The organism is Asticcacaulis solisilvae, from assembly GCF_017875235.1.
Classification (GTDB): Bacteria; Pseudomonadota; Alphaproteobacteria; order Caulobacterales; family Caulobacteraceae; genus Asticcacaulis; species Asticcacaulis solisilvae_A.
The window spans coordinates 1-24,435 of sequence record NZ_JAGGMI010000021.1 but is presented as its reverse complement, the minus strand read 5'-3'; the positions used below and the strand labels follow the sequence as shown (position 1 = coordinate 24,435).

Annotated in this window: 23 protein-coding genes and 1 pseudogene; 17 read left to right on the top strand and 7 right to left on the bottom strand. The window is 63.0% G+C overall.

The window, feature by feature from the left end; translation table 11 throughout:
* The first annotated feature begins 113 nt into the window (after window positions 1-113).
* The 9 genes from J2X24_RS21445 (at window position 114) to J2X24_RS21405 (ending at window position 8,802) form a co-directional block, all read left to right on the top strand.
* Window positions 114-338: a hypothetical protein gene (locus J2X24_RS21445; protein ID WP_209726003.1), complete on the top strand. Its 225-nt coding sequence runs from the start codon at window positions 114-116 to the stop codon at window positions 336-338.
* Between the two features lie 234 nt (window positions 339-572).
* Window positions 573-884, top strand: coding sequence for a TrbC/VirB2 family protein (locus J2X24_RS21440; RefSeq protein ID WP_209726001.1), 312 nt, complete (start codon window positions 573-575; stop codon window positions 882-884).
* Window positions 885-888: 4 nt separating this feature from the next.
* Window positions 889-1,173: a VirB3 family type IV secretion system protein gene (locus J2X24_RS21435; protein ID WP_209725999.1), complete on the top strand. Its 285-nt coding sequence runs from the start codon at window positions 889-891 to the stop codon at window positions 1,171-1,173.
* A 14-nt stretch (window positions 1,174-1,187) separates the two neighbouring features.
* The gene (locus J2X24_RS21430) at window positions 1,188-3,626 is read left to right on the top strand and encodes a VirB4 family type IV secretion/conjugal transfer ATPase (protein WP_209725997.1); all 2,439 of its coding nucleotides are present in this window, start codon (window positions 1,188-1,190) and stop codon (window positions 3,624-3,626) included.
* Window positions 3,623-4,888 carry a TrbL/VirB6 family protein gene (locus J2X24_RS21425; RefSeq protein WP_209725995.1) on the top strand — a complete coding sequence of 422 codons (1,266 nt, stop codon included), beginning with the start codon at window positions 3,623-3,625 and terminating at the stop codon, window positions 4,886-4,888. Before J2X24_RS21430 ends, J2X24_RS21425 begins: the two co-directional genes overlap by 4 nt.
* A gap of 2 nt (window positions 4,889-4,890) precedes the next feature.
* Window positions 4,891-5,658 (top strand): TrbG/VirB9 family P-type conjugative transfer protein, encoded by a 768-nt coding sequence (locus tag J2X24_RS21420; protein WP_245345022.1) that lies wholly within the window; start codon window positions 4,891-4,893, stop codon window positions 5,656-5,658.
* 9 nt (window positions 5,659-5,667) lie between these two features.
* Window positions 5,668-6,762, top strand: a complete 1,095-nt coding sequence (locus J2X24_RS21415) for a TrbI/VirB10 family protein (RefSeq protein WP_209725991.1) — start codon at window positions 5,668-5,670, stop codon at window positions 6,760-6,762.
* A 5-nt stretch (window positions 6,763-6,767) separates the two neighbouring features.
* The gene (gene virB11 / locus J2X24_RS21410) at window positions 6,768-7,757 is read left to right on the top strand and encodes a P-type DNA transfer ATPase VirB11 (RefSeq protein WP_209725989.1); all 990 of its coding nucleotides are present in this window, start codon (window positions 6,768-6,770) and stop codon (window positions 7,755-7,757) included.
* Window positions 7,758-7,893: 136 nt separating this feature from the next.
* On the top strand, window positions 7,894-8,802 hold the full coding sequence (locus J2X24_RS21405; protein WP_209725987.1) for an intradiol ring-cleavage dioxygenase: 909 nt from the start codon (window positions 7,894-7,896) through the stop codon (window positions 8,800-8,802).
* Here J2X24_RS21405 and J2X24_RS21400 read toward each other — a convergent pair.
* Window positions 8,774-10,396: a phospholipid carrier-dependent glycosyltransferase gene (locus J2X24_RS21400; protein WP_209725985.1), complete on the bottom strand. Its 1,623-nt coding sequence runs from the start codon at window positions 10,394-10,396 to the stop codon at window positions 8,774-8,776. The genes J2X24_RS21405 and J2X24_RS21400 overlap by 29 nt on opposite strands.
* 189 nt (window positions 10,397-10,585) lie before the next feature.
* Between J2X24_RS21400 and J2X24_RS21395 the strand changes: the two genes are divergently transcribed.
* The 8 genes from J2X24_RS21395 to J2X24_RS21360 all read left to right on the top strand — a co-directional run bounded on the left by J2X24_RS21395 (window position 10,586) and on the right by J2X24_RS21360 (window position 19,093).
* The gene (locus J2X24_RS21395; RefSeq protein WP_209725983.1) at window positions 10,586-11,062 is read left to right on the top strand and encodes a (2Fe-2S)-binding protein; all 477 of its coding nucleotides are present in this window, start codon (window positions 10,586-10,588) and stop codon (window positions 11,060-11,062) included.
* A gap of 3 nt (window positions 11,063-11,065) precedes the next feature.
* Window positions 11,066-13,264: a xanthine dehydrogenase family protein molybdopterin-binding subunit gene (locus J2X24_RS21390; RefSeq protein ID WP_209725981.1), complete on the top strand. Its 2,199-nt coding sequence runs from the start codon at window positions 11,066-11,068 to the stop codon at window positions 13,262-13,264.
* 3 nt (window positions 13,265-13,267) lie between these two features.
* The gene (locus J2X24_RS21385; RefSeq protein ID WP_209725979.1) at window positions 13,268-14,164 is read left to right on the top strand and encodes an XdhC family protein; all 897 of its coding nucleotides are present in this window, start codon (window positions 13,268-13,270) and stop codon (window positions 14,162-14,164) included.
* A complete protein-coding gene (locus tag J2X24_RS21380) occupies window positions 14,161-14,709 on the top strand; it encodes a nucleotidyltransferase family protein (RefSeq protein WP_209725977.1) in 549 nt (182 codons plus the stop codon). Before J2X24_RS21385 ends, J2X24_RS21380 begins: the two co-directional genes overlap by 4 nt.
* 82 nt (window positions 14,710-14,791) lie before the next feature.
* Window positions 14,792-16,405, top strand: a complete 1,614-nt coding sequence (locus J2X24_RS21375) for a pectate lyase (RefSeq protein ID WP_209725975.1) — start codon at window positions 14,792-14,794, stop codon at window positions 16,403-16,405.
* Between the two features lie 167 nt (window positions 16,406-16,572).
* Window positions 16,573-17,703, top strand: a complete 1,131-nt coding sequence (locus J2X24_RS21370) for a sensor histidine kinase (RefSeq protein WP_209725973.1) — start codon at window positions 16,573-16,575, stop codon at window positions 17,701-17,703.
* Window positions 17,704-17,874: 171 nt separating this feature from the next.
* Window positions 17,875-18,291, top strand: coding sequence for a response regulator (locus J2X24_RS21365; RefSeq protein WP_209725971.1), 417 nt, complete (start codon window positions 17,875-17,877; stop codon window positions 18,289-18,291).
* Window positions 18,292-18,295: 4 nt separating this feature from the next.
* Window positions 18,296-19,093, top strand: a complete 798-nt coding sequence (locus J2X24_RS21360) for a TOBE domain-containing protein (protein ID WP_209725969.1) — start codon at window positions 18,296-18,298, stop codon at window positions 19,091-19,093.
* Here J2X24_RS21360 and J2X24_RS21355 read toward each other — a convergent pair.
* The 6 genes and pseudogenes from J2X24_RS21355 to J2X24_RS21330 all read right to left on the bottom strand — a co-directional run.
* Complete coding sequence (locus tag J2X24_RS21355; RefSeq protein ID WP_209725967.1) at window positions 19,074-19,787, bottom strand: ATP-binding cassette domain-containing protein; 714 nt, start codon at window positions 19,785-19,787, stop codon at window positions 19,074-19,076. The genes J2X24_RS21360 and J2X24_RS21355 overlap by 20 nt on opposite strands.
* The gene (modB, locus tag J2X24_RS21350; RefSeq protein ID WP_209725965.1) at window positions 19,784-20,473 is read right to left on the bottom strand and encodes a molybdate ABC transporter permease subunit; all 690 of its coding nucleotides are present in this window, start codon (window positions 20,471-20,473) and stop codon (window positions 19,784-19,786) included. Before modB ends, J2X24_RS21355 begins: the two co-directional genes overlap by 4 nt.
* Window positions 20,470-21,207 carry a molybdate ABC transporter substrate-binding protein gene (gene modA / locus J2X24_RS21345; RefSeq protein WP_209725963.1) on the bottom strand — a complete coding sequence of 246 codons (738 nt, stop codon included), beginning with the start codon at window positions 21,205-21,207 and terminating at the stop codon, window positions 20,470-20,472. The genes modB and modA overlap by 4 nt, the downstream gene beginning before the upstream one ends.
* 48 nt (window positions 21,208-21,255) lie before the next feature.
* Complete coding sequence (gene mobA / locus J2X24_RS21340; protein WP_209725961.1) at window positions 21,256-21,816, bottom strand: molybdenum cofactor guanylyltransferase; 561 nt, start codon at window positions 21,814-21,816, stop codon at window positions 21,256-21,258.
* 66 nt (window positions 21,817-21,882) lie between these two features.
* Window positions 21,883-24,204, bottom strand: coding sequence for a glycoside hydrolase family 127 protein (locus tag J2X24_RS21335; protein WP_209725959.1), 2,322 nt, complete (start codon window positions 24,202-24,204; stop codon window positions 21,883-21,885).
* A gap of 9 nt (window positions 24,205-24,213) precedes the next feature.
* Window positions 24,214-24,435 (bottom strand): annotated as a pseudogene (locus J2X24_RS21330) (AraD1 family protein); the annotation flags it as partial.

Below are 24,435 nucleotides of genomic sequence, written 5' to 3'. Positions count from 1 at the left end.
TTTAAGGCATTCGTTTACGTAAGCGTAGGGGGAGGGGCGCAGCAGAAGGCGGGCTCTTGCCACAGGCAAGCCAAACCTGATAACAGGCGGGCATCTTTTGATTGGAGTGTCCCTTGACCGTCGCCGAAGCTCTCGAAAACATCTACACGTCGCTGGCCAACGACAATGCCGAGATCGATACGCACATCAAGGCGCTGAAAGACGCCCTGGCCGCCGAAGGGCTGAAAGAGGCGGTGGTCCAGCCGACGCGCCTGGCCCAGAACAACCGCGCCGGCCGCAAGACCATGCAGTCCTATTTCCGCAAGCGCGGCGTCACAGTAACGTTTTCAGAAGATTAACAGCCGGGATAAAGTCTCCGAGGGCAATTGTGACAATCCCGTGAAACTTTCGGTGAAGTCACGCAAAGCCCTTTTTGCCAACATAATTTTTGCCTATAAGTCCGCGCGGCGTGTTCAGTCCCCGGATCATCCGGCGGCTTGTCATGCCTGACGCATTGCGCAAGACTTGCGCATAACACTGTCGCTGATTCTCTACCGGGGATTGACCGGTCGCGACGCGGATGTGAGGTAGGAATGAAGAACCCCCTGTCTATCACTGTTATGGCCATGGCGGCATCGATGATGACCTGGGCGAACACTGCTGCCGCCCAGGCCACGGGTGGTCCGGCCGGATCGTCGCCGATCACCGGCGCCGTCGACTGGATCCAGCAGACCCTGCTGGGCCGTGTCGCAACCACTGTCGCCGTCATCGCGGTGGCCGCGGTCGGCTTCATGATGCTGACCGGCCGCATGAACTGGCGCTACGGCGCGACCGTCATCGTCGGCGTCTTCATCCTGTTCGGCGCGGCGACCATCGTCGGCGGCATCCAGGCCATGGCGCGCTAGTCCCATGACGGACCTGGTCAAATCTCCGGTTTTCAAGGCGCTGACCCAGCCGCAGATGTTCGCCGGCGTGACCTACAGCTACTTCATCATCAATGCGGTGGTGACGACCGAAGTCTTTCTCATCACGCGCTCCTTCTGGGCGTTCGCGGTGTCGGTCGTCATCCACGCCATCGGGTATCTGGCGTGCCTGCGTGAGCCCCGGGTCTTCGACCTGTGGATGACCAAAGTGCAGCGCTGCCCCCGTATTCGCAACTGGCGCTACTGGCGCTGTAACTCCTACCATCCTTAAGTATTTTTGATATTATGGCGGACGATAACAAGGGATTGGGCGGTTTCGCGGGCTGGGCCAAAAAGGAAAAGCGCGTCGGCGATCAGCTGCCTTACGACCATTTCCTTGACGACCGCACGATCGTGCTCCGCGACGGCAGCCTGATGCAATCGCTGTACCTCGAAGGCTTTGCCTTCGAGACGGCGGATACCGAAGAGGTCAATCACCGCCAGTTCATCCGGGCGGCTGCCTTGCGCGCCATCGGATCGTCTCGGTTCGTCCTCTATCACCACATTATCCGCCGCAAGGTCAGCGTCGGGCTGAACGCCAGCTATGACGACCCGGTGTGCGGCCTGATCCAGTCAAAGTGGCAGGACAAGCTGTCGTCGCGCCAACTGTTCGTCAACGACCTGTTCATCACCATCGTTCGCCGCAACCCAAAGGGCAAGGTCGGCTTCGCCGAACGGCTCGCCGACATGTTCGGCAAGGGGCTGGGCGACAATGCCCTGGCCGCCACCCAGGCGCGCGACCACAAGGAAATCCAGGCGGCATCCGAGGCGCTGCTGGCGGCGCTGCAGTCCTACGGGCCGCGTATCCTCGGCGCCTACGAAACCCAGAACGGCCGCTGCTCGGAACTGCTGGAGCTGTTGTCGGCCATCTACAACGGCGAGATGCGCCCGGTCTTGCGTACCCATGAGGACATTGGCAACTATCTGCCCTACCGCCGCATCAGCTTCGGCCTCGAGTCGCTGGAGCAGGCGTCGCTGGGCGAGGGCAAGGATTACGGCTCGATCCTGTCGCTGAAGGACTATCCGCCCAACGCCACGCCCGGCATGGTCGATGCCCTGCTGCGCCTGCCCTACGAGATGACGCTGACCGAAAGCTTTGGCTTCGTTGACCGCCAGATCGGCCTGGAGCGCATCAACCTGGCGCTGCGCCGCATGCGCGCCGCCGACGAGGAGGCGCTCTCCTTACGCGCCGGCCTGATGTCGGCCAAGGATGATCTGTCAACCGGCGTGATGGGCCTGGGCGAGCACCATATGAGCCTGCTGGTCCGCGCCAAGTCGCTGGAGGCGCTCGATCCGGCGACCGCGCAATGCCTGGCGGCCCTGGCCGATCTCGGCGCCGTGGCGGTGCGCGAGGACGTCAACCTCGAGCCTGCCTTCTGGGCGCAGTTCCCCGGCAACGAACAGTTCATTGCCCGCAAGGCGTTGATCTCGACATCTGCTTATGCGAGTTTCGCCTCGCTGCACGGCTTCCCGATCGGCCAGCCCGAAGGCAATCACTGGGGCCAGGCGGTCACGGTCTTCGAAACCTCGTCGGCGACGCCCTATTATTTCAACTTCCACAAGGCCGATCTCGGCAATTTCACCGTCATCGGGCCCTCGGGCTCGGGCAAGACGGTGGTGCTCAACTTCCTGGCCGCGCAGGCGCAGAAGTTCAAGCCGCGCACCGTTTTGTTCGACAAGGATCGCGGCGCCGAAATCTTCATTCGCGGCATCGGCGGCCATTACGCCACCCTGCGGCCCGGCGAGCCGACCGGCTTCAATCCGCTGCAACTGGCGGACAATCCCGGCAACCGCGCCTTCCTGCGCACCCTGATTGCTCAACTCCTGAGCCGGCCCGACCTGCCGCTCAATTCCGAAGAAGAAGCGATCATCACCGAGGCGGTGGACGCCAACTTCGAGCAGGAGCCGCGCTACCGGCGCCTGCGCTATTTCCGTGAGCTGCTGGGCGGCGTCCGCCGTCCGACGCACGGGGACCTGGCGACGCGCCTCAATCCGTGGGTGGGCGAGGGCGAGCATGCCTGGCTGTTCGACAACGAGACCGACGCGCTCGACATGAGCGCGCGCACGCTCGGTTTCGACATGACCCTGCTGCTCAACGAGCCGGTCCTGCGGACGCCGTGCATGATGTACCTGTTCCAGCGCGTCGAGGAACGCCTGGACGGCACGCCGACCGTCATCATCATTGATGAGGGCTGGAAGGCGCTGGACGACGAAATCTTCGCCGCCGCCATTCGCAACTGGATGAAGACCCTGCGGAAACGCAACGCCATCCTGGGTTTCGGCACGCAGTCGGCGCGCGACGCGCTTGACAGTCGCATCTCGACCGCGATCATCGAACAGTCGGCGACGCAGATATTCATGCCCAATCCGCGCGCCCAGGCCGAGGACTATGTCGATGGCTTCGGCCTGACCCTGCACGAACTCGACCTGATCCGGGCCCTGCCGTCGTCGTCGCGCGCCTTCCTGGTCAAGCATGGCAATCACAGCGTCGTCGCCCGGTTGGATCTGGCGACCATGCCTGATGTGCTGACCGTCCTGTCGGGCCGCGAATCGACGGTGCGCCAACTCGATGAACTGCGCGCACAGCTGGGTGACGAACCCCACGCCTGGTGGGAAGCCCTGACGGGCTCACCCTATCCGGACACCACGACGCGCCGTCCCAAGCTCCGTAAGGGAGCCGAATGATGTTGCAAGCGGCGGCCTGCCCCCAGATCACCCTGGTCGGTGAAGTCAGCGTCTCGCAGTCGCTGGCGACGATGGACTGCCGCATCATCCAGGCCGTCGAAGTCGGCTACAACCGTCTGTTCGGCGCCGGCGGGGCGTTCAGCTATGTGCTGTTCGTGCTGCTGACCATCTATGTCGCCATCCTGGGCTACGGCTTCATGACCGGCCGCACGCAGTTGACCGTGCCGATGCTGTCGCCGCGCATCATCACCATGGTGCTGGTCCTGACCTTCGTCACTGCCTGGCCGGCCTATCACGCCATCTTCTACGGCCTCTTGATGAACGGCCCGGACGAAGTCGCCGCGGCGCTGCTCGGACAAAAAGGCAGCGCGGTGATGAATTTCGCCCAGGCGCTGGACGGCCTGTTCGTGCGCTTCGCCGAGATTGCCCAGACACTCGACAATAAGGGCCAGACGGTCGCGACCATTCCGGGCCAGCCCGATCCGACGGCGGCCAACATGCTGGCGCCCAAGCCCATGCCGGTGACTTTGTTCTGGCTTTCGGGCCTGTTCCTGCTGTGCTCGACGCTTGGCGTGCTCATCCTGACGCGCATGGTGCTCTATCTGCTGCTGATCCTGGGGCCGGTCTTCATCGTGTTTGGCCTGTTTCCGCAGACGCGCGGCCTGTTCAACGGCTGGATCCGCACCAGCCTGGTCTTCGCCCTGGCGCCGCTTCTGACCGTCCTGGGCGGGACAGCGGCCCTGACGCTATTCATTCCGCTGATCGAGAGCATCGGCGCCGATCCGCAGCGCGCTGTCCAGGCCGTCCAGCCCATGGTCATCCTGTTCATGGGCTCACTGATCTACTGCGCCTTCCTGTTCACCCTGATGTGGGTGGCGGCCAACCTGGTCAAGGATTGGCAGGCGGCGCTTCGCGACAAGCCTGCGTCCCCGGGCCCGCAGGCGCCGGGCGTCGCCGGCACCCTGCAGACCATGCAGTCCTCTCCGGCCCTGCAATCGCTGAACGCCAGTTCGCGCGCCTCCGACGCACTGGAACGCACCGCGCCCCTGGTGACGGCCGTGACCCGCGACCAGTCGATCGCGTCGTCTTCCGGCGCCCGCACCCAGGTGCTGGGCCTTTACGATCCCGACACCCGCGCGCCCCAGGGCAGCGCCGACCGCTTCAGCCGCGTCCAGGGGCTTGGGCAACGCTTTCGTCCGGCCGCCAATCCCGCGGCCGCGATGAAGACGCCCCCGCCCGCGCCGCCCGCAGATGTGAAATGACCATGAAACGCGTACTTTTCCCTGTGCTTCCGCTCCTGCTGGCGACCTCTGTGGCCGCCCAGCCCGTCACCGATTTCGACTCGCGGCTGCGCGTCATCGACTACGACCCGACCGCCGTCGTCCAGATGCTCGGCTGCGCCGGCTTCCAGACGACCGTGACCCTGGCGTCGAACGAGCAGGTTGAAAACGTGTCGGTCGGCGACTCCGCCAACTGGCAGGTGACGGTCAACAAGCGCGGCAACCTGGTCTTCGTCAAGCCGGTGTCGTCGAAGGGCTTCACCAATATGACGGTCATCACCAACCGCCGCAGCTATAATTTCGAGCTGCGCACGGCGTCCGAAAAGGCATGCCGTGGCGGCGACGTGACCTATGAACTGCGCTTCCGTTATGCGCCCGAGCCATCGACCGGCACGCCCCAGGCGCCGACGCGGCCGCCCGATCCCAACGCCTTCCTGCCGGCGCCGGAAAAGCGCAACACGGCCTATTCCTTCGTCGGTTCGGCCGACCTGGTGCCGATCCGCGTCTTCGACGACGGCGCATTGACCTACTTCCGCTGGGCGCCCTCCATCCCCGCGCCGGCCGTCTATGCCCTGAATACCGACAATACCGAAAGCCTGGTCAACTACGCCTCGCGCGGCGACTACCTGGTGATCGAGCAGGTGGCGCCGGCCTACGTGCTGCGGCGCGGCAGCCTGAAGTCGACCCTTTATAACGACGCCTTCAAGGTGCAGGGCCTCGATGCCCAGTCCCCGAAGCCGCGCCAGAAGTAGGAGCCAGCCATGGTCCAGACACCTCGCAATGCGCCCCTGCCGACAGGGGCCGATCCGCGTCTGAAGATGGAGCCCGATGCGCTCGAAGCCGCCTCGGTCCGCGCCCTGCCGGACGTGGCCAAGCCCGCCGGCGGCGTCGACATGACGGCGATCGCCGGCATCGGCGGCGCAGTGGCCCTGGGCGTCCTGACCTTCGTCATGCTGGGGCAGCCGCCAGCCAGCCAGCCGGAGCCGCCGCGCACCGTGCCGGTCCAGCCACCGTCGCAGAACTCTACCTTGCCGCCGGTCGATCCGTCATACAATGCCCCGCTGGAGGTGCCACCGCAGATCGTCCAGCCGATGCCGATGACAGTGCCGCCGACGCAGCCAACCCAGCCAGCCGTAAATCCTGATCCCAACGGCCCGCGCTCACCCGCCCTGGTCATCGACAACAGCGCGCCGCAGCCGGCCGCGCCGGCCCAGGCCGCGCCGGCAGCCGGAGGAGGGGGCGTTACCCTCAATTCGAACGACCAGTTCGCCGCCCGCGTCAACGGCGAGACCACCCAGAAGGCCCAGAAGATGGCCGATCCGGCCAAGGTCGTGCCCATGGGCGCGGTTATTCCGGCCGTGCTGGAAACCGCCATCAATTCCGACCTGCCGGGCTACACGCGCGCCATCGTGTCGCGCGATATCCGCAGCTTTGACGGCACGGCTGTCCTGGTCCCGCGCGGATCGCGCCTGATCGGCCAATACAAAAGCGGCCTGGCGTCGGGCGAGACGCGCGCCTTCATCATCTGGACGCGGCTGATCCGCCCCGATGGCCTGTCGATCCAGCTGTCGTCGCCGGCGATCGACGACCTGGGCCAGGCCGGCGCGGCCGGCAGCGTCGATACGCATTTCGTCAAACGCTTCGGCGCGGCCATGCTGCTGTCGGTTGTGAATGGCCTGGCCGCCGGGCTTAGCAAGAACACATCGAACACCATCGTCATCGGCGGCGCCAACGACGCCAAGAATGTCGCGGCCGAGGCCCTGTCGAGCGACGTCAAGATTCCTCCGACCATCAAGGTTCCGCAAGGCGCGCCCATCCAGGTCTTCGCCGCGCGCGACCTGGATTTCGCATTGTAACCGCCATGGCCACGCCCCTGGATGTCGAAAACTCAGGCGTCGTCGCGCTCGACGGCGTCTATCTGCGCACCTACCTGAAACCTTTCCTGCCGTGGCTGGAGCGCGACGATGTCACGGAAATCCTCGTCAACAAGCCGTTCGAGGTGTGGATCGAAATCTCGGGCGAGCCGAACATGCGCTGCGTCGAGATGCCGGAGGTCGACGACATCCTGCTGTCGCGCCTGGCGGCCCAGATCGCCCGCGTCGCGCACCAGGGCATCAACCGGGAAAACCCGCTGCTGGCCGCCAGCCTGCCGACGGGCGAGCGCGTGCAACTGGTCGGTCCGCCGGCATCGAAGCACTGGGCCATGGCCATCCGGCGCCACCGCATGATCGACATGTCGCTTGATGACTATGATCGCGGCCCGGTTCGCAAGATCGAGCACGCCCACGGCCAGGACGAAGAGGAGTATGCCCGCGCCCAGCCGATCAAGTTCCTGAAAGACGCCGTCACCTCGCGCAAGACGATTCTGATTTCGGGCGGTACATCCTCGGGCAAGACGACCTTCCTGAACGCCATGCTCAAGATCATCCCCGAGCACGAGCGGATCATCCTGGTCGAGGACACGGCGGAAATCGCCGATAACCACGCCAACTCCCTACGCCTCGTTGCTGTCAAGGGCGAACTGGGGGAGGCCAAGGTGACGATCAACGACCTCTTGCAGGCATCGTTGCGCCTGCGCCCCGACCGCATCATAGTTGGTGAAATCCGTGGCGAGGAAGCCCAGACCTTCCTGCGCGCCATCAATACGGGTCATCCAGGCTCCTTTACGACGGCGCACGCCAATACGCCGAAGGGCGCGCTGGAGCAGATCGCGCTCATGGTCATGCAGGGCGGCACGCAACTGACGCGCAGCGAAACCCTGGCCTATGCGACGTCGCTGATCGATGTGGTGGTCCAGCTCAATCGGGTAGGGGGCGAACGGGTAATCTCGGATATCTATCTGCCGCAATAATACCCGAGACTATCCGCCATGGCCGTGCGGGATATGTCGGAATGAATTTTTCAAAATTGAAATAATGATATCGGCATTCTTGCCGCAATCGATGGCTATTCCTCGCCGACCATCCAGTTAGCCGGGAATAGCTAAAATGACTGATCATCACGACCATCCTGAATCGCCCAGCCTGTCGCTGGACCTTGCCGTCATGGGGCGCCGCCGCGCGCTTTTGATGATGGGCGGGGCGGCGACCAGCGCGGCGTTGGCGGCGTGCGGGGGCGGCGGGAGCGGATCCAGCACAACGGTCAGCACGTCGTCGTCGTCCTCCAGCAGCAGTTCGTCCTCAAGCAGCAGCAGTTCGTCGTCGTCCTCATCCTCGTCGTCGTCGAGCAGTTCGACGGGCACATGTACCGAAGCAGCGACCGAAACCAACGGGCCCTATCCGGCGGACGGCACCAACACCATCAGTGGCAATGTGGTCAACGTCCTGACCCAGAGCGGCATCGTCCGCAGCGACATTCGCACGAGCTTCGGTTCCATGTCAGGCACCGCGGCGGGCGTGCCGCTGACCCTGACCATCAACGTTCAGGACGCTGATCTTGGCTGTGCGGCGCTGACCAACTATGCCGTCTATATATGGCATTGCGACCGCGCAGGGCTTTATTCGCTCTATTCCAGCGGCGTGACCAACCAGAACTACCTGCGCGGTGTCCAGGTCACCAATTCCAGCGGCCAGGTGACCTTCACCACCATTTTCCCCGCGTGTTATTCAGGCCGGATGCCGCACATCCATGTCGAGGTCTATGTCAGCCAGTCGACCGCGACGACAGCCAACAACGCCGTCAAGATTACCCAGTTGGCTTTCGATCGTGCAACCTGCCAGTCGGTCTACAACAACGCCACGGGCTATAGCGCGAGCGTCAACAACCTGGCCGCCATCACCTTTGCTTCGGACAATGTCTTCGGCGACGACACGTCTGCGCAGTTGGCGGCGGCGACCGTGTCGCTGACCGGCGATTACACCAACGGCTTTACGGGGACGGTGTCGATAGCGGTGTAGCCGGCGTCGCGGCCGTCTTCTTCTTGATTGGCTGACAGATCACCAGCGTCACGGGCCAGTTGCGCATCTGGCAATCCTTCCGCGACAGGTAGTAGTGATAGGTCAGCGGCGAATAGAAGAGGAAGCTGCCGGCAATGGCGATGCTGGTCGCGCACAGTATGGTGAAGCGGTGTTTGGCGACGAAGGCCACGCGCCGCGACACCACCTTGAAGGCCAAGGCCACAAGGAAGTAGCTAAGCGCCAGGCCGATGAAATAGTGATAGATGTACATCACGCGCTGGGTGCCAAGATAGATGTGCAGGCCCCAGAACAGGATGAACATGGCGAACATGACCTCGAGCAGGTCCATGTCGGTGTCTTCGCTTTGTGAGTTTTCGGTCGTTGGGCGTTTGCGCGCATGCCGGAGCAGGATCAGCCCCGCGGCCGCCACGATGCCGGCAATCCCAAGTCCCCAGTTGACCGGATTGCCGACCATCTGGACATAGGCGGTCTTGCGGCCATTGAAATCCCAGCGATAGTTGATGATCTTGTTCATGAACGGAAACAGGATGGCCTTGGCGCCATTGGGCTCGTTCTTGGTCACGTACTGGAAGTCGTGCTTCATGTACTTGTAATAGCCGGCGGTCGCGTCCCAGATGACGCCGGGCGTCAGCGGCGCCTCGCCCTTCAGCCATGCCTGGTAGGTCTTGGGCATGACGTTCAGGTCGCGCCGGCCGGATTCGGTCTTCGGATCGGGCATGACCGGGTTCAGAACGACGTGCAGGGCGAAAATGGCCGCCACGATGGCCGCGAATGACGCGGCGATCGTACTGCCGCGTTTCAGGACGTTGATCAGGGTTTCGCGCGTCCGGTCCATCCACAGCATGCGCAAGAGGCTGAACCCGCCCAGGGCCAGCATGACCAGCGAATTGACCTTGACCATGACGCTGAGGCCGCAGAACAGTCCAAACAGCCCGTACATGAGCAGGGGCCGTTTCGGTTCACGGTCCCAGGTGAACAGCCAGACATAGATGGAGGCCAGGGTAAAGGTGAACTGGTAAGGATCGAGATGCGCCGCCCGGAAGTGGACGATCAGGGCGTTCTCGAAAAGATAGAGCAGCGAGAAGACGAAGGCGTCGAACGCCTCGTTCGAGAGCCTGAGCATGATCAGATAGAACAGCATGGCGCCGATAACCGAGAAGATCGCCGCGGGCAGGCGTATCCCGGTGAAATCATAGCCTTTGGCGAGCTTCCGCGTATCGATCTTTTTCTCCATGGCCAGCGGATGCAGATCGAGTTTCTCGTTGCGGCCGACGACGGACACACCCAGGTCCATGAACATGAAACCAAGCGGGGGGTGCGAGGCGTATTGCGCCGTGTCCTCGACATAGCGCTGGGTCGCGGTCAGGTAATAGGACTCGTCCCAGAAGGCGTGGTTCGGGTTGTTCAGGTCGCGCAGGAAGTTGAAGCAGGCGAGCACGAGGACCAGGGCGCCGAGCACCCAGCGCAGAGTCTTGTCGTCGCCATTCATCGCGCGTTCGGCGAAGTCCCGGACGGTCAGGTAAATCGGATGGGAGGTGAGAGCGGCGGCGTTTGTCGGCTCGGGCGTCGGCATTGCTGTCCTCGTTTTAAGCGTCGCTCTTATGCCTCATTCGCGCCGCCGTGCCTATAGGCTTGATCGGCTTGTCTTTGCTGGATTTTTTACTGATAAAATTGCCACATGTAATGGATTACGAAATTGTCATGCCGCTTGCCGGAAAAGCTGCGCTAAGAAGGGGTTCGCTTACAAATTTGGGAGGGTCGCATGGTCACGGTCAAGGTCAACGGTGTAGCGCGCTCGGTCGATGTGCCGGACGACATGCCGCTTTTGTGGGTACTGCGCGACGAACTGGACCTGAAGGGGACCAAGTTCGGCTGTGGTATCGCCCAATGCGGCGCCTGCACCGTCCATGTCGACGGCCAGCCGATGCGGGCCTGCATCACGCCGATCACATCGGTTGCCGATGCCGAGGTCACGACGCTGGAAGGCATTGTGGCGACCAAGCTGGGGCAGAAGGTCCGTGACGCCTGGCTGGACCTCGATGTCATGCAGTGCGGCTACTGCCAGAGCGGCCAGATCATGTCGGCGGTCGCCCTGCTGAAAGAAACCCCCAAGCCGACGGATGCCGAGATCGACGCGGCCATGGATGGCAATGTCTGCCGCTGCGCGACCTATACCCGCATCCGTGCCGCCATCAAGACCGCGGCCGGCGTGTCGGCCGCCGATACGCGGGAGGTTTAAGCCATGGCTGATACGTCTTTCCAGCCCAGCCGCCGTTTTGTCCTTATGGCCGGTGTCGCCGCCGGTGGCGGCCTGATGCTCGGCCTGTCGCCGGACGCCGAGGCCGCCGCGAGCGCGGCGATCGGCAACTACATCACCATTCATCCCGACAACACCGTGACCATCCTGGCCAAGAATCCGGAGATCGGCCAGGGCATCAAGACCATGCTGCCCATGCTGATCGCCGAGGAACTGGACGTCGACTGGGGGCAGGTGAAGATCGAAACCTCGCCGGCCGATGAAAAGCGCTTCGGCGCGCAGTTCGCCGGTGGCAGCGCTTCGACGCCGATGAACTGGGACAATCATCGCAAGGTTGGAGCAGCCGGCCGATCGATGCTGGTGGCGGCGGCCGCGGCGCAGCTTAAGGTGCCGGTGGACAGCCTTACGACATCCAAGGGACAGGTGATCCACAAGGCGTCTGGCAAAAAGCTGACCTACGGTTCGCTGGCAGGGGCGGCGGCAAAGCTGCCCGTGCCGGATCTGAACACGGTCAAGCTCAAGGACGCCAAGGACTATACGATCATCGGCAAGGCCAAGGGCGGTACCGACAGCGCCAGGGTGCTGAAGGGCGAGCCGATCTTCGGCATCGACAAGACCCTGCCTGGCATGAAGTACGCCGTCTATGTCAAGGCGCCGGTCTACGGCGCCAAGCTGAAGTCGGCCGACTTCGACGCCGTTAAGGCGATGCCGGGCATTACTGATGTTTTCGCACTCGATGGTGGCAGCGACTTCCACGGTCTGCGCCCCGGCGTGGCCATCGTCGCCAAGAGCTGGTGGTACGCCAAGGCCGCGCGTGAGGCTCTCAAGCCCGTCTGGGACGATGCGCATGGCGCGCCTCACGATAGCGGCACCTATGCCGAAAAGGCCAAGGCGCTGCTGGCCGGCAAAGGAACGGTCAGCAAGAATACCGGCGATGTCGATGCCGCCTTTGACAAGGCGGCCAAGGTCACCGAGGCGACCTACGAGGTGCCGTTCCTGCCGCACGCGCCCATGGAGCCTCAGAACTGCACCGCCCAGCCGACGGCCGACGGCGGCATGGAGATTTGGGCGCCGACGCAACTGCCCAACTCCGGCAAGGAACTGGTCGGCAAGACGATAGGCGTCGCGGCCGATAAGGTCGTCGTTCACATGCAGAGGTGTGGTGGCGGTTTCGGGCGGCGGCTGGAAAACGACTATATGGCCGAAGCGGCGGCGATCGCGAAAAAGCTCAATGGACCGGTCAAGGTGGTGTGGACGCGCGAAGACGATCTCGCCTACGACTATTTCCGTCCGGGCGCCTATCAGGTCGTGCGCGCCGGGCTTGACGCCGGTGGCGCCACGACGGCCTATCACACGCGCGCCGTCACCTTCGGCCAGGGCGACAAGCCGGCACAGGGCGCGGCGACGGAAGGCTATGCCTTCCAGGGGCTGGCGCCGAACTATCGCCATGAGCAGGCCCTGATCGATACCATCATTCCGACCGGCTATCTGCGCGCGCCCGTATCCAACGGCATGTGCTTCGTCCACGAGAGCTTCTGGGACGAGATCGCGCACGCCGCCGGCAAGGATCCGGTGGCGTCGCGCCTGGAAGTGCTGGAGGCGCATCTCAAGGATCCGCGGCCAAGCGACAATTGGGGCAACCAGTCGACCTATAATCCCGCGCGCGCCAAGGCGGTGCTGGAGCAGGTGGCGCAACGCTCCGGTTGGGGCAAGACCAAGCTGCCCAAAGGCGTGGGCATGGGCGTTGCCACCTATTTCTGCCACCTGGGGCACTTTGCCGAAGTGGCCAAGGTCAAGGTCGAGGACGATGGCAACTGGCGGGTGCTCAAGGTTTGGGTGGTGGGCGATGTCGGCTCGACCATTATCAATCCGTCGGGTGCGCGCAACCAGGTCGAGGGCAGCGTCATCGACGGAATCGGCGAACTGTCGCAGGCGATCACCTTCGCCAAGGGGAGCGCGCAGGAACTGAACTTTGACGCCGTGCCGATGATCCGCATGTCGCAGGCGCCGCAGATCGACGTCCACTTCCACCTCAGCGAATTCGCACCGACTGGCCTGGGCGAGCCAGCCCTGCCGCCGGTCCTGCCGGCCGTGACCAACGCTATCTTCGCCGCCTGTGGCGCGCGCATCCGCAGCCTGCCGCTGACGGTGGAAAATATCCAGGCGGCGCGCGGCAAGGTCTGAGTCTTGAACGCGCCCCTGCTTGTCGATGCCCCGGTGTATAAGGACTTCGTACTCGAAGACCTGAAGCGTTGGCGCGACGAAGGCCTGAGGACGGCGCTGCTGACCCTGGTCGCGGTCGAGGGACGGTCGCCCCGGCCGCTCGGCAGCCAGATGGCGGTGGCCGAGGATGGCCGGGCGGTCGGCGCCATTACCGGCGGCTGCGCCGAGCGGGCACTGGCGCTCGACGCCATGGCGGCGATGGCGCGCGGAGAGAACCATACGGAACTTTATGGCGAAGGTTCGCGCTTCAAGGACATTGTCCTGCCGTGCGGTTCGGGGCTGCACGTCCATTTTGATGTCAACCTTCCCGATGAGACGCTGGACGCCTTGCTGGCCGCGCGGCGCGACAGGCGCGTGGCGGAACTGCGCTACGACTTTGACAAGCCCTATGTTCGAACCTATGTTCCACAATGTCGATTGGCGGTTGTAGGGCAGGGGCCGATCACTGTTGCTCTGGCGCAGATGGCGGCGCTGACGGAAATCGCGGTGGACATCTTCACGCCGGACAGGGCGGTCCTGCGCGTCATGCAGGCGACGCTGATGACCGGGCCTGAGGATTTCGACGCCGGTGTGCTGGACAACTGGACGGCGCTGGCCATGACCTTCCACGATCACACCTACGAAGCCGAGGTCCTGCGAAGGGCGCTCAACAGCGGCGTCTTCTTCATCGGCGCCCTGGGGAGCCGGCCCGTCCATGAACGGCGGTTGGAAGCTCTGGCGGCCATGGGCGCGACAGGAGAGCAACTGGCGCGCATCCATGGACCTATCGGGCTCGACATCGGTGCCCGGACGCCGCCGGAAATCGCGGTCGCCGTCCTGGCCCAGATTGTGTCGGCGTGGCGACGGACGGTGACAGGGTGAGAGTGTCCGCCGTCCTGCTGGCCGCCGGCAGTGCCCGCCGTTTTGGCGGCGACAAGCTCAAAGCGTACCTGGACGGACAATCCGTGTTTCAACATGTGTTAAATGCCCTGTCCGGCTTTGATTTTCATGAGGTTTTGGCGGTTGTTCGCCCTGGCTATCGCCTGGATGCACCACGTGTCCGTGTCGTCGAAAATCCGCTGGCCGACGACGGCATGGGGCGGTCCCTGGCGCTGGGCATCGCCAGCCTGACAGTCACCGATGCCGTCTTTGTCGTCCTGGCCGACATGCCCTTTCTGCCGGACGGCATCTTCCATCAGGTGGTGCGGGCGCTTCCCGGGCACGATATCGCCGCGCCGCGCCACAACGGCCAGACCGGACATCCGGTATTGTTTTCCTCTGTCTGTTTTTCGCGACTGCTGCGTCTTGAAGGTGACCGGGGCGGGCGTGCACTGATCGAGTCCGGCCATTATCGTGTTTGTTTCGTCGATAGCGATTCGGACGGTGTACTGCGCGATGTCGACAGGCCGGACGATCTGCGACGTTGAACTTGCCAACACAAAGCGCCGGGCCTATGCTATTTGGAAACCGGTGTCATTAATCGCCGGAACGATACCAGGGAACAAGATTATGAGCCACAATCGTCGCCAACTTCTGGGCAGCGCCGCCTTTGCCGCCGCTGCCTTCGCCATGCCGGCCCTTGCCGCCGCTGCGCCAAAAGCTTCCGGGACGCAGAAGGCCGTCAGCCGCAAGGACATCGAGCGCACCATGAAGACGGCGACGCGCTATATGGTCGAGGAGGTCTCGACCAATGGCGGCTATGTCTGGTCCTACCTGCCGGACGGTTCCCGCCGCTGGGGCGAGCTCGAAGCCTATCCCAGCATGATCTGGGTCCAGCCGCCAGGCACGCCGACCATGGGCCATGTCTTCCTGGACGCCTATCACGCCACGGGTGACGAATACTATTACCAGGCGGCCGAGAAGGTCGCCGACGCGCTGATCTGGGGCCAGTTGCCGACCGGTGGGTGGAACTACTTCATCGACTTCGACGGCGAGGCCTCAACGCGCAAATGGTACGACACCATCGGCAAGAATGCCTGGCGGATGGAAGAATTCCAGCACTATTGGGGCAATGCGACCTTCGACGATCTTGGCACCTCGGAAGCCGCCCAGCTCCTGCTGCGCATCTATGTCGAGAAGCGCGATCCCAAGTACCGTCCGGCGCTCGACAAGGTCATCAACTTCATCCTGGAGAGCCAGTACCCGATCGGCGGCTGGCCGCAGCGCTATCCGCTGAAGTACGAATTTTCGCACCACGGCAATCCGGACTACACCTCATACATCGCCTTCAATGACGACGTTACGGCCGAAAACGTTAAGTTCCTGATCATGTGCTACCAGGCGCTGGGCGAGACGCGCGTACTCGACGCCATCACGCGCGGCATGTCGGTCTATATCGTGACCCAACAGGGCGCGCCGCAGCCGGGATGGGGCTTGCAGCATTCGCTGGACCTGAAGCCCGCCGGCGCCCGTACCTATGAGCCGCCATCGCTGGCAACCCACACCACCTATGACAACTGCAAGCAGCTGATGAATTTCTATCGCCTGACGGGCGATAGCAAGTATCTCAACGGCATCCCGGCGGCGCTCGACTGGCTCGACAGCGTCCGTCTGCCCGACGCCGACGGCAAGAAGAATCGTCACCCGACCTTTATCGAGATCGGCACCAACAAGGCGATCTATGTCCACCGCCGCGGCTCAAATGTTGTTAATGGCGAATACTATTGGGACTATGAGCCGACCTATACGCTGGGTCATTATAGCGGCTTCCGTGTTCTCGATGTCGCCAGGCTTCGCAGGGAATATGAGGCGCTGAAGGCCACGCCGCCGGCTGAAGCCAGCAAAAATTCGCCGCTCAAGGGCAAGACGCCGCTGCCGCGTTATTTCACGACGGCTGCCGAAACTTCGGACCTGAACATGAGCAAGGCTCACGACGACGCCGGCAAGCTGGTGTCCTCTCTGAAGAAAGAAGGCTACTGGCCGACCGACCTGACGGCGACCAGCAATCCCTATATCGGCGACGGTCCGAAAGAGCCGGCGGCCGGCGACTTCCGCACGACCCGCGTCGGCGACCCGAGCGATACCTCACCCTATGTGACCGACAAGGCGTTCGCCGGCATCTCGACCGGCACCTATATCGAAAACATGCAGACCCTCATTGGTGTGCTGAGGGCGGGGGCGTAAATCTTTCGCCAGGGTGCGTGAATACCTGGGCGCGGGTAATAAAACATTTGTGATTTCACGCCAGAGTAGCAGCCATCTAGGGTCTCGACCTGCCTGCGTCGTCCCACGCGGGCGGGCCACGACTGGAGGCGGCAAGCAATCGGGCCGGTAAGCAGATGAGCGCCATCATGACCGGACGCACGGAGTATGCGCCGGCGGCTTCCGAAACGCCGCCGAAAATCCTTATTGTCGATGACCGCCCGGAAAACCTGATGGCGACCTCGGCCCTGCTGCGGCCCCTTGGCGCGGCCATCCTGACCGCCGAATCGGGCAGCGATGCGCTGATGCTGGTGCTCAAGCACAGCTTCGCCATCGTGCTTCTCGATGTCCAGATGCCGGTCATGGATGGTTTCGAGACCGCGCGGCTGATGAAGACGCGGCCCGACATGGAAAACGTGCCGATCATCTTCGTGACCGCCATCAGCAAGGAAGATCATTTCGCCACGCGCGCCGCCGAAATCGGCGCGGTCGACTATATCTTCAAGCCGATCAATCCCGATATCCTGAAGAGCAAGGTGAAGGTCTATCTCGACCTCTACCGCCAGCGCGAGCAGATACTGAAGCTCAACGCGACGCTGCGCCAGTCGAACGAGGAACTGGAACGCTTCGCCTATGTCTGCTCGCATGACATGCAGGAACCCGTCCGCATGATGAATACCTATGCCGGCTTCCTGGAGCAGGACGCGGCGGCGGTTCTCGACGACAACAGCCAACGGTATGTCACCTATATCCGTGACAATGCGGTGCGGATGCAGAAGATGATTCGCGACATCCTGACCTTTTCGCGCGTCGGCCGCGAAGAGGTCAGGACCGAAAAGGTCGATTGCAACCAGGTGCTGGCCGAGACCTTGCGTGAATTCGAGGACGTCATCGCGCTAAAGCACGCGGCCATCTATGCCGGTCCCTTGCCGATGTTGCAGACCAGTCCGACGCTGGTCCGCATCCTGTTCCAGAACCTGATCGGCAACGCCCTGAAGTTCCAGAAGGGCGCCGTGCCGCCGGAGATCAGCATATCAGCGCAGGCCAGCGGTAGCATGTGGCGTTTCGAGGTGAAGGACAACGGCATCGGCATCGATCCCGCCTTCTCCGACCGGGTCTTTACGATCTTCCAGCGCCTGCACCGCGCCGAGGAATATCCCGGCACCGGGATCGGCCTGTCGACCTGCAAGAAGTTCCTGCGCCTGGTGGGTGGCGACATCACCTTCACCTCCCACCCAGGCGAAGGCACCACCTTCGTCTTTACGCTGCCGGCGAGATAAAGCTGTTGGCGGCGGTGATTTTCAACTCGACAGAACAAACGTGCGACGTATGGTGCAGCCAGGTGATCCGAACCAAGTAAAAAACTGTATCGGTTGTAGGATACGACCGTTCTGAACATAATCACGCGATACGCATCGCACGGGCTTTGAAGCGGAAACGATACCGGCAAGATGTACACCGATCTCGAAATTCTTCTGGTCGAGGACAATGAAGGCGACGTCGAGATGACGCGGCGGGCGCTGCGCACCGCCAAGCCGCAATGCCGGCTGACCGTGGCCAATAACGGCGATCAGGCCATCAAGCTGCTGCAGGACGTGTCGGTGCAGCCACCGCACCTCATTCTGCTCGACATCAATATGCCACGCATGGACGGCAAGGCCTTCCTGAGCGCGATCAAGCAGGACGAGACCTTCCGCGCGATCCCGGTGGTCATGTTCACCAGCTCGGAATCGCCCAACGACATTCGTGAATGCTACGAACGCTATGCCAGCGGCTATGTCGTCAAGCCGTTCGACGGCGTCCAGTACGCCAATACGGTGCGCGAGGTCGTGCATTTCTGGGGCGAAGTCAGTCAACTGCCGTCCTGACGCCATGAGTGATCTGCCGCTCAAGGCGCTGCTGCATTTCCGCAAAGGCGACGACTCGCAGATCGGCGAAGGCCGTATCCGGCTTCTGCGGTTGATTGGTGAGCTTGGTTCTATCTCTGCGGCGGCAAAGGCGGCGGGTCTAAGCTACAAGGGCGCCTGGGATGCTGTCCAAGCGCTCAACAACCTGTCGGCGCGGCCGCTGATTGTCGCGCAAACGGGCGGCAAATCGGGCGGCGCGGCAACGGTAACGGAGGAGGGCAGGGCGCTGATCAACGCCTATGCGGCCCTCGAAGACGCCCTTGCCGCCCAGATGGAAAAGATCGATGCCGTTTTGAACGCCGGCGCGGATGTTGCCGGCCTGTTGCGGCGCCTGAACATGAAGACCACGGCGCGCAATGCCTGGAGCGGAACCGTCACCCATGTGACCGATGGCGCGGTCAATGCCGGTGTTGCTGTCAAGGTCGCTGATGGCATCGAACTGACTGCCGTCGTTACGCGTGAAAGCGTTGAGGAACTGGGCCTCAAGGTCGGCCGGGCAGTCACTGTCCTGATCAAGTCGAGTTTTGTTATTCTGGCGACCGGGCACGATCCACTGCCGATCTCGGCGCGCAATCGCATTCTGGGCGTCGTCAGCGCGGTAGTGCCGGGCGCGGTCAATGACGAGGTCACGCTCGATATCGGCAGCGGTAAGACGGTGACGGCCGTGGTGACGCACGAGTCGACTGAGGCGCTCGACTTCACGCCCGGCAAGAAGGCTCAGGCCCTGATCAAGGCGTCGCACATCATTCTGGCCGTGGACTAAGGCCTGATCTGAGTGCCGCCAGGGCAAGGCGCTCGATTTCGACCTGGCTCAGGCCTTCCAGTCCGTTTGAAAGGTTTTCCGGAGTAACCTGGCCATTGTCCATGCGCAGCACCCGATCGGCCAGCGCCTTAGCCTCGGTTGGATCGTGGGTGACATAGAGGACCGGCAGTTTCTGCCCCAACCGCCTGATCAGCGGCAGGATGCCATCGCGCGCCGCCCGGTCGAGGCTCGACAGTGGTTCGTCCATCAGCAGCAGTTTCGGCGTGGCCATCAGCGCCCGCGCCACCGCCACGCGTTGGCGCTCTCCGCCGGACAGGTCGTGGACCGAACGATCGAGCAGGCGGGCAATGTCGAGATCGGCGACAACGCCGTCGAAGTCGGCTGAGGCGGGCGCGCGCTTGCGGGCATAGTCGAGATTGCCGCGGACATCGAGATGCGCAAACAGGGACGCTTCCTGAAAGACGTAGCCGGCGTGGCGTCTGTGCGGCGGCACGAAGACCTTGCCGTCCTGCCAGGGCTCGCTGTTGATGCGGACATGACCGATCATGTGCTCGAGGCCGGCGATGGCGCGCAGCAGGCTGGTTTTTCCCGATCCCGAAGAACCGCGCACTACGGTAATGCCGTCGGCGGGGACACTGAAGACGGCGTTGAGGACAAAGGCGCCGCGCGCGCCATGCAGGCGGACATCGATCATGCGTCCACCTTCCGGCCTTGGCTGCGGTCAATCATCAGCAGGGCCAGCAGGACGACAAAGGCGAAGACCATAAGGCCGCCGGCCAGGCGGTGCGCGGAGGTGTAGTCGAGCTGTTCGACCAGCTCAAAGATGCGGATCGAGATGACCTGGGTCTTGCCGGGGATGGCGCCGCCGATCATCAGCACGACGCCGAACTCACCGACCGTGTGGGCGAAAACCAGCAGCGCCGCCGTGATAAAGCCGCGTCGCGCAAGGGGCAGGGCGACGGTGAAAAAACGATCGAGCGGTGAGGCACCCAGCATGGCGGCGGCTTCCAGCGGCCGCTTGCCCATGGCCTCGAAAGCATTGCGGATCGGCTGGACGGCAAAGGGTAGGCTGTAGATGATCGAGCCGATGACCAAACCGGTGAAGCTGAAGGCCAGGGTGCGGACGCCGAAGGGCTGGAGCAGGACCATCAGCGGGCTGTTGGGCCCAAGCGCGACCAGCAGGTAGAAGCCGAGCACGGTCGGCGGCAGGACGATCGGCAGGGCGACGATGGCGGCGATGACGTCCTTGAACAGGCTACGGCCGCGCGACAGCCACCAGGCGATCGGCGTGGCGATGACCAGCAGGCACAGGGTCGTTACTGCCGCCAATTGCGCGGTCAGCCATACAGCCTTGTCGAGCAGGACCTCCCAGCCGGTCATTTCACCTCATAGCCGTAGGTGGTGATGATGGCGCGGGCCTGTGGCGTTTTCAGGAAGTCGAGATAGGCGCGCGCGGCGGGATCATTGGCGCCGGGCTTCAGCAGGATGGCCTGCTGATCGATGGGGGAATAGAAGGATTTGGGTACGATCCAGCGTGAGCCGCCAGGACGGTTCTTGACCTGCGACAGGGCGACAAAGCCCAGCTCGGCAGCGCCGGTATGGACGAAAGTATAGGCTTGGGCGATCGAGGCGCCCTTGACGATCTTAGGCCCCAATGCGTCGTGGACGGCCAGCTTCTTCATGGTCTCGATGGCGGCGGTGCCATATGGCGCGGCGGCCGGATCGGCGATGGCGATGTGGTCGAATGTGCCGGTCTTCAGCACCTGGCCCTTGGCATCGATGAAGCCAGGCTTGGCGCTCCACAGGACCAGCGCGCCATAGGCGTAGACGAAGCGCGTCTTCGCGACGCCAAAGCCTTCGGCTTCGAGGCGCGTCGGGCGTTCGGCATCGGCCGACAGGAAGACTTCGAAGGGGGCGCCTTGCTGGATCTGGGCGTAGAAGGCGCCCGATGGGCCAAAGCTCATGACGGCCTTGTGGCCGGTCTTTTTTTCGAAGGCGGCGGCGATCGCCTTGGCCGGTTCGGTGAAGTTGGCGGCGACGGCGACGCTGACCTCGCCACCCTGTGCGGGCAAGGCAATGAACGCCAGCAAGACGGCAAGGATAGCGCGCAGCATCCGGATACTCCGTTATGTACCTTATCTACATAACGATTGCAGGGCTGTCTATGACTCGGGCGCGTTGATGTTGACGAAGGCGCCGTCGTCGCCGGCCTCAAGTTTGACGACACGGCGGCCGCTCAGGAAACGCATGACGGCGAGCCCGCCTTCGGCAGCCCGCAAGGCGTCTTCGAGATCGGGCAAGATAGCGACGCTCCAACGGGCGCAGAGCGGATAGTCGCGGGAGCCCGCGAAATATACGACCTCCGCCCCTTCCTGCGGTACAGCCATCAGGCGCGATACAAGGTTTTCCGGCAGGCGCGGCATGTCGCACGGCGCGGTTATCACGTATGTATCACCGCGCGTCCGCGCCCATTTCAAAGCCGTTTGAATGCCACTTAAGGGGCCGAGATCGGCAAGGGCCGGTTCGTCGTAGAGAAGCGGCAGGCCGAAGACGCTTAAACCCGGCTCCGCGGCATTGATCGCCATGTCGCGCACCTGCGGTTCCAGGCGCGCAATCACGGCGCCGATCAGCGTGCCGCCGTCATACGGATGCAGGGGCTTGTTGCCGCCCATGCGCAGGCCTTGGCCACCGGCGAGGATGACGAGTGGAGGCGTATTTGTCATCCGAAGCGCTTTCCGAAAAGTGTGCAGCGGTTTTCGGACGAAAAGCGCGACCAGGCAAGATTCAGATTAGGCCTTGGTCGCTGACTCGGCAAGCTTGAGGGTGCGGGCTTCGAACACTGCCATGTCGCTGCCACGCGTGACGAAACGGATGCGCGCCTTGCCGGACGCCATTGCCGGCAGGGCGTATTCGACGGTGCGGAACTTCGCCTCTGGCTCGAAGGCCAGCTTTTCATTCAGCAATTTCACCCCGTTGACTTCGATATCGAAGTTCTTGCGGACGTCCTGGCCCCAATAGGTGACCTGAAGCACGCTCCCCTTGGGCTCGACTGCCATATCGAAGGCGAAATACTTGCCGCTGGTCCACATGATCCAACGTCCGGCGCGGCCGGCGCGCGAGGTCACTTCGCCGATATCCGTCTCGAAGCCGTGGTCGCGTTCGGGCTGCATTTCGCCCAGGCGCATCACGTCGATCGTGCGCGCCTGAAGCGCCGTGCGTTCCTGCTCGGCCTTCACGTAGGCGGCTTCCTCGACCTTCCATTGTTCTGGCGAAAAGCGCGGGAAATAGACGGCCGAGCGGCGGTGATACTGGGCGTAAAACGGCTTGAGCGCGACCGGCTGCGGCTGGGCGGCAACCACCAGATCGGCATTGATCAGGCCCAGCGGATTGTCGCTGACCAGTACCGGCGCGCGCGGTTGGTCGGGCGTTCCCGAAGGGCCAAGGTCGGCTGCCATGACCATCGGGCCCTTGATATAAGAGACGATACCGGGCGCGTCCGGAAGGGCTTCGATCTTGACGCTCTGCGGCAGGGTCAGGGTGATGGTGTCACCGGCCTTCCACTTGCGGCGTAGGCGGGCATAGCCGTCACGCGGTAGGATGGTCTCGGCCTTGCCGTTAACCGAGAGCTTCGGCGCATCGCACCAGCCGGGCAGGCGCAGCGCGATTTCGAAGGTGCGCGCCGATTGCGGCGTAACACGGATGGTGACCGTTTCGTCTTGTGGGAACTGGGTTTCCAGCTTGAGCTTTGTCTTCTGTTCGGCCCAGTTGACTTCGGACGGGATGAACAGGTTGACGAAGGCCGTATCGCCCGACCGCCACCACACGCTGTCGCCGTGCTTGGCGTGGCTTTCGATGCCCGATCCGACGCAGCACCAGAAGCTGTTCTCCGGCGTCGAATAGACGCGTTCCGAGCCTGAATAGAGCGGCATGAAATAGACGAACATGCCCGTTTCCGGGTCCTGATGCGCCATGATGTGGTTGAGATGGGCGCGCTCGTAATAGTCGAACCACTTGGCGTCCGGTTGCCAGCCATAGAGGTGGCGGGTCAGCTTCAGCATATTGTAGGTGTTGCACGCCTCGCACGTCTTGTCGGTGATGCGCTGGCTGAGTGTATCGGGCGCCCCGAAGTGTTCGCCTTCGGAATTGCCTCCGATGACATAGGCATGGTGGTGGACGACGCGGTCCCAGAAGAACGATGCCGTATCGCGATAGCCGGTGTCTCCGGTCAACTCATAAAGCCGCGCCAGACCGATCAGTTTCGGAATCTGGGTGTTGGCGTGCTTGCCCTGAAGCTCGTCGCGGCGTTCGCTGAGCGGCGTTAGGATGGCCTTGTGGTAGATGCGCCGAGACAGGTCCAAGAAGCGCTTTTCGCCGGTGCGGGCATAGGTTTCGGCCAGGGATTCGTTCAGGCCGCCGTGTTCCGCCGCCAGGACCTGCTGCATCTGCGCGTCGTCGAGCGGTCCCAGCACACCGATCAGGTAATCCGACATCTTGACGGCAACATCCAAAGCCTGGGCGTTGTTGCAGTAGCGGTGGGCGTCGAGCAGGCCGGCGTGAACCTTGTGCCAGGTATAGATCGGCACCCAGCCGCCATTGAGGTCGAAGCCGTTTGACGTGAGCTTTTTGGCGCGAATTTCCTCGTAGATGATCTTGCCATCGACCATCTTGCCGCCACGGTCAACCGTCGTGCCGCCGATATAGCCGTCGCCGTGCTTGGCCTGAATGACGGCCATTTCGGCGACGGTGTGATCGACGCGCGCCTTGAAGTCCGGATCGCGCGTCTGGCCATAGGCCAGCGAACAGGCGGTCAGATAGTGGCCGAGCGTGTGGCCAGCGATGCCCATATTTTCCCAGCCGCCATAAACCGCACCTTTTGGCGGCAAGCCGGCGCTGACATAGAAGTTATGCAGCAGGCGCTCAGGCGAGAGCGTTTTCAGGTACTTGCTGTTCGTAGTAACAGCTGTCTGCCAGATCGATGGCGTCAGCGTTACGGCCTCCAAAGGGAAGGGCTCGACCTTGGGCCGCGCGGGGGCGGCCTGGACGTTGACGGCAGGAAGGAGCGACAAGGCCGCTCCGCTTAATAGAAACTGGCGCTTGTCGATCCGGATCATGGCTGGTTCTTACAACTCGCGGACAGCGACGGTTTCTTTCGCATCCGTCTTGAGTTCGTTCTTGAGGCCATACTTGAAACCACCGGCGGTGATTTCAAACACGTCGCCGTCCTGGGTCTTGATGCCGTCGGCGAAAGACGCCGTGGCGGTGCCGAAGCAGTGGACGTGGACATCGCCGGGTTGGCGGAACAGGGCGTACTTGAAGTGGTGATGTTCCAGGTTGGCCAGGGT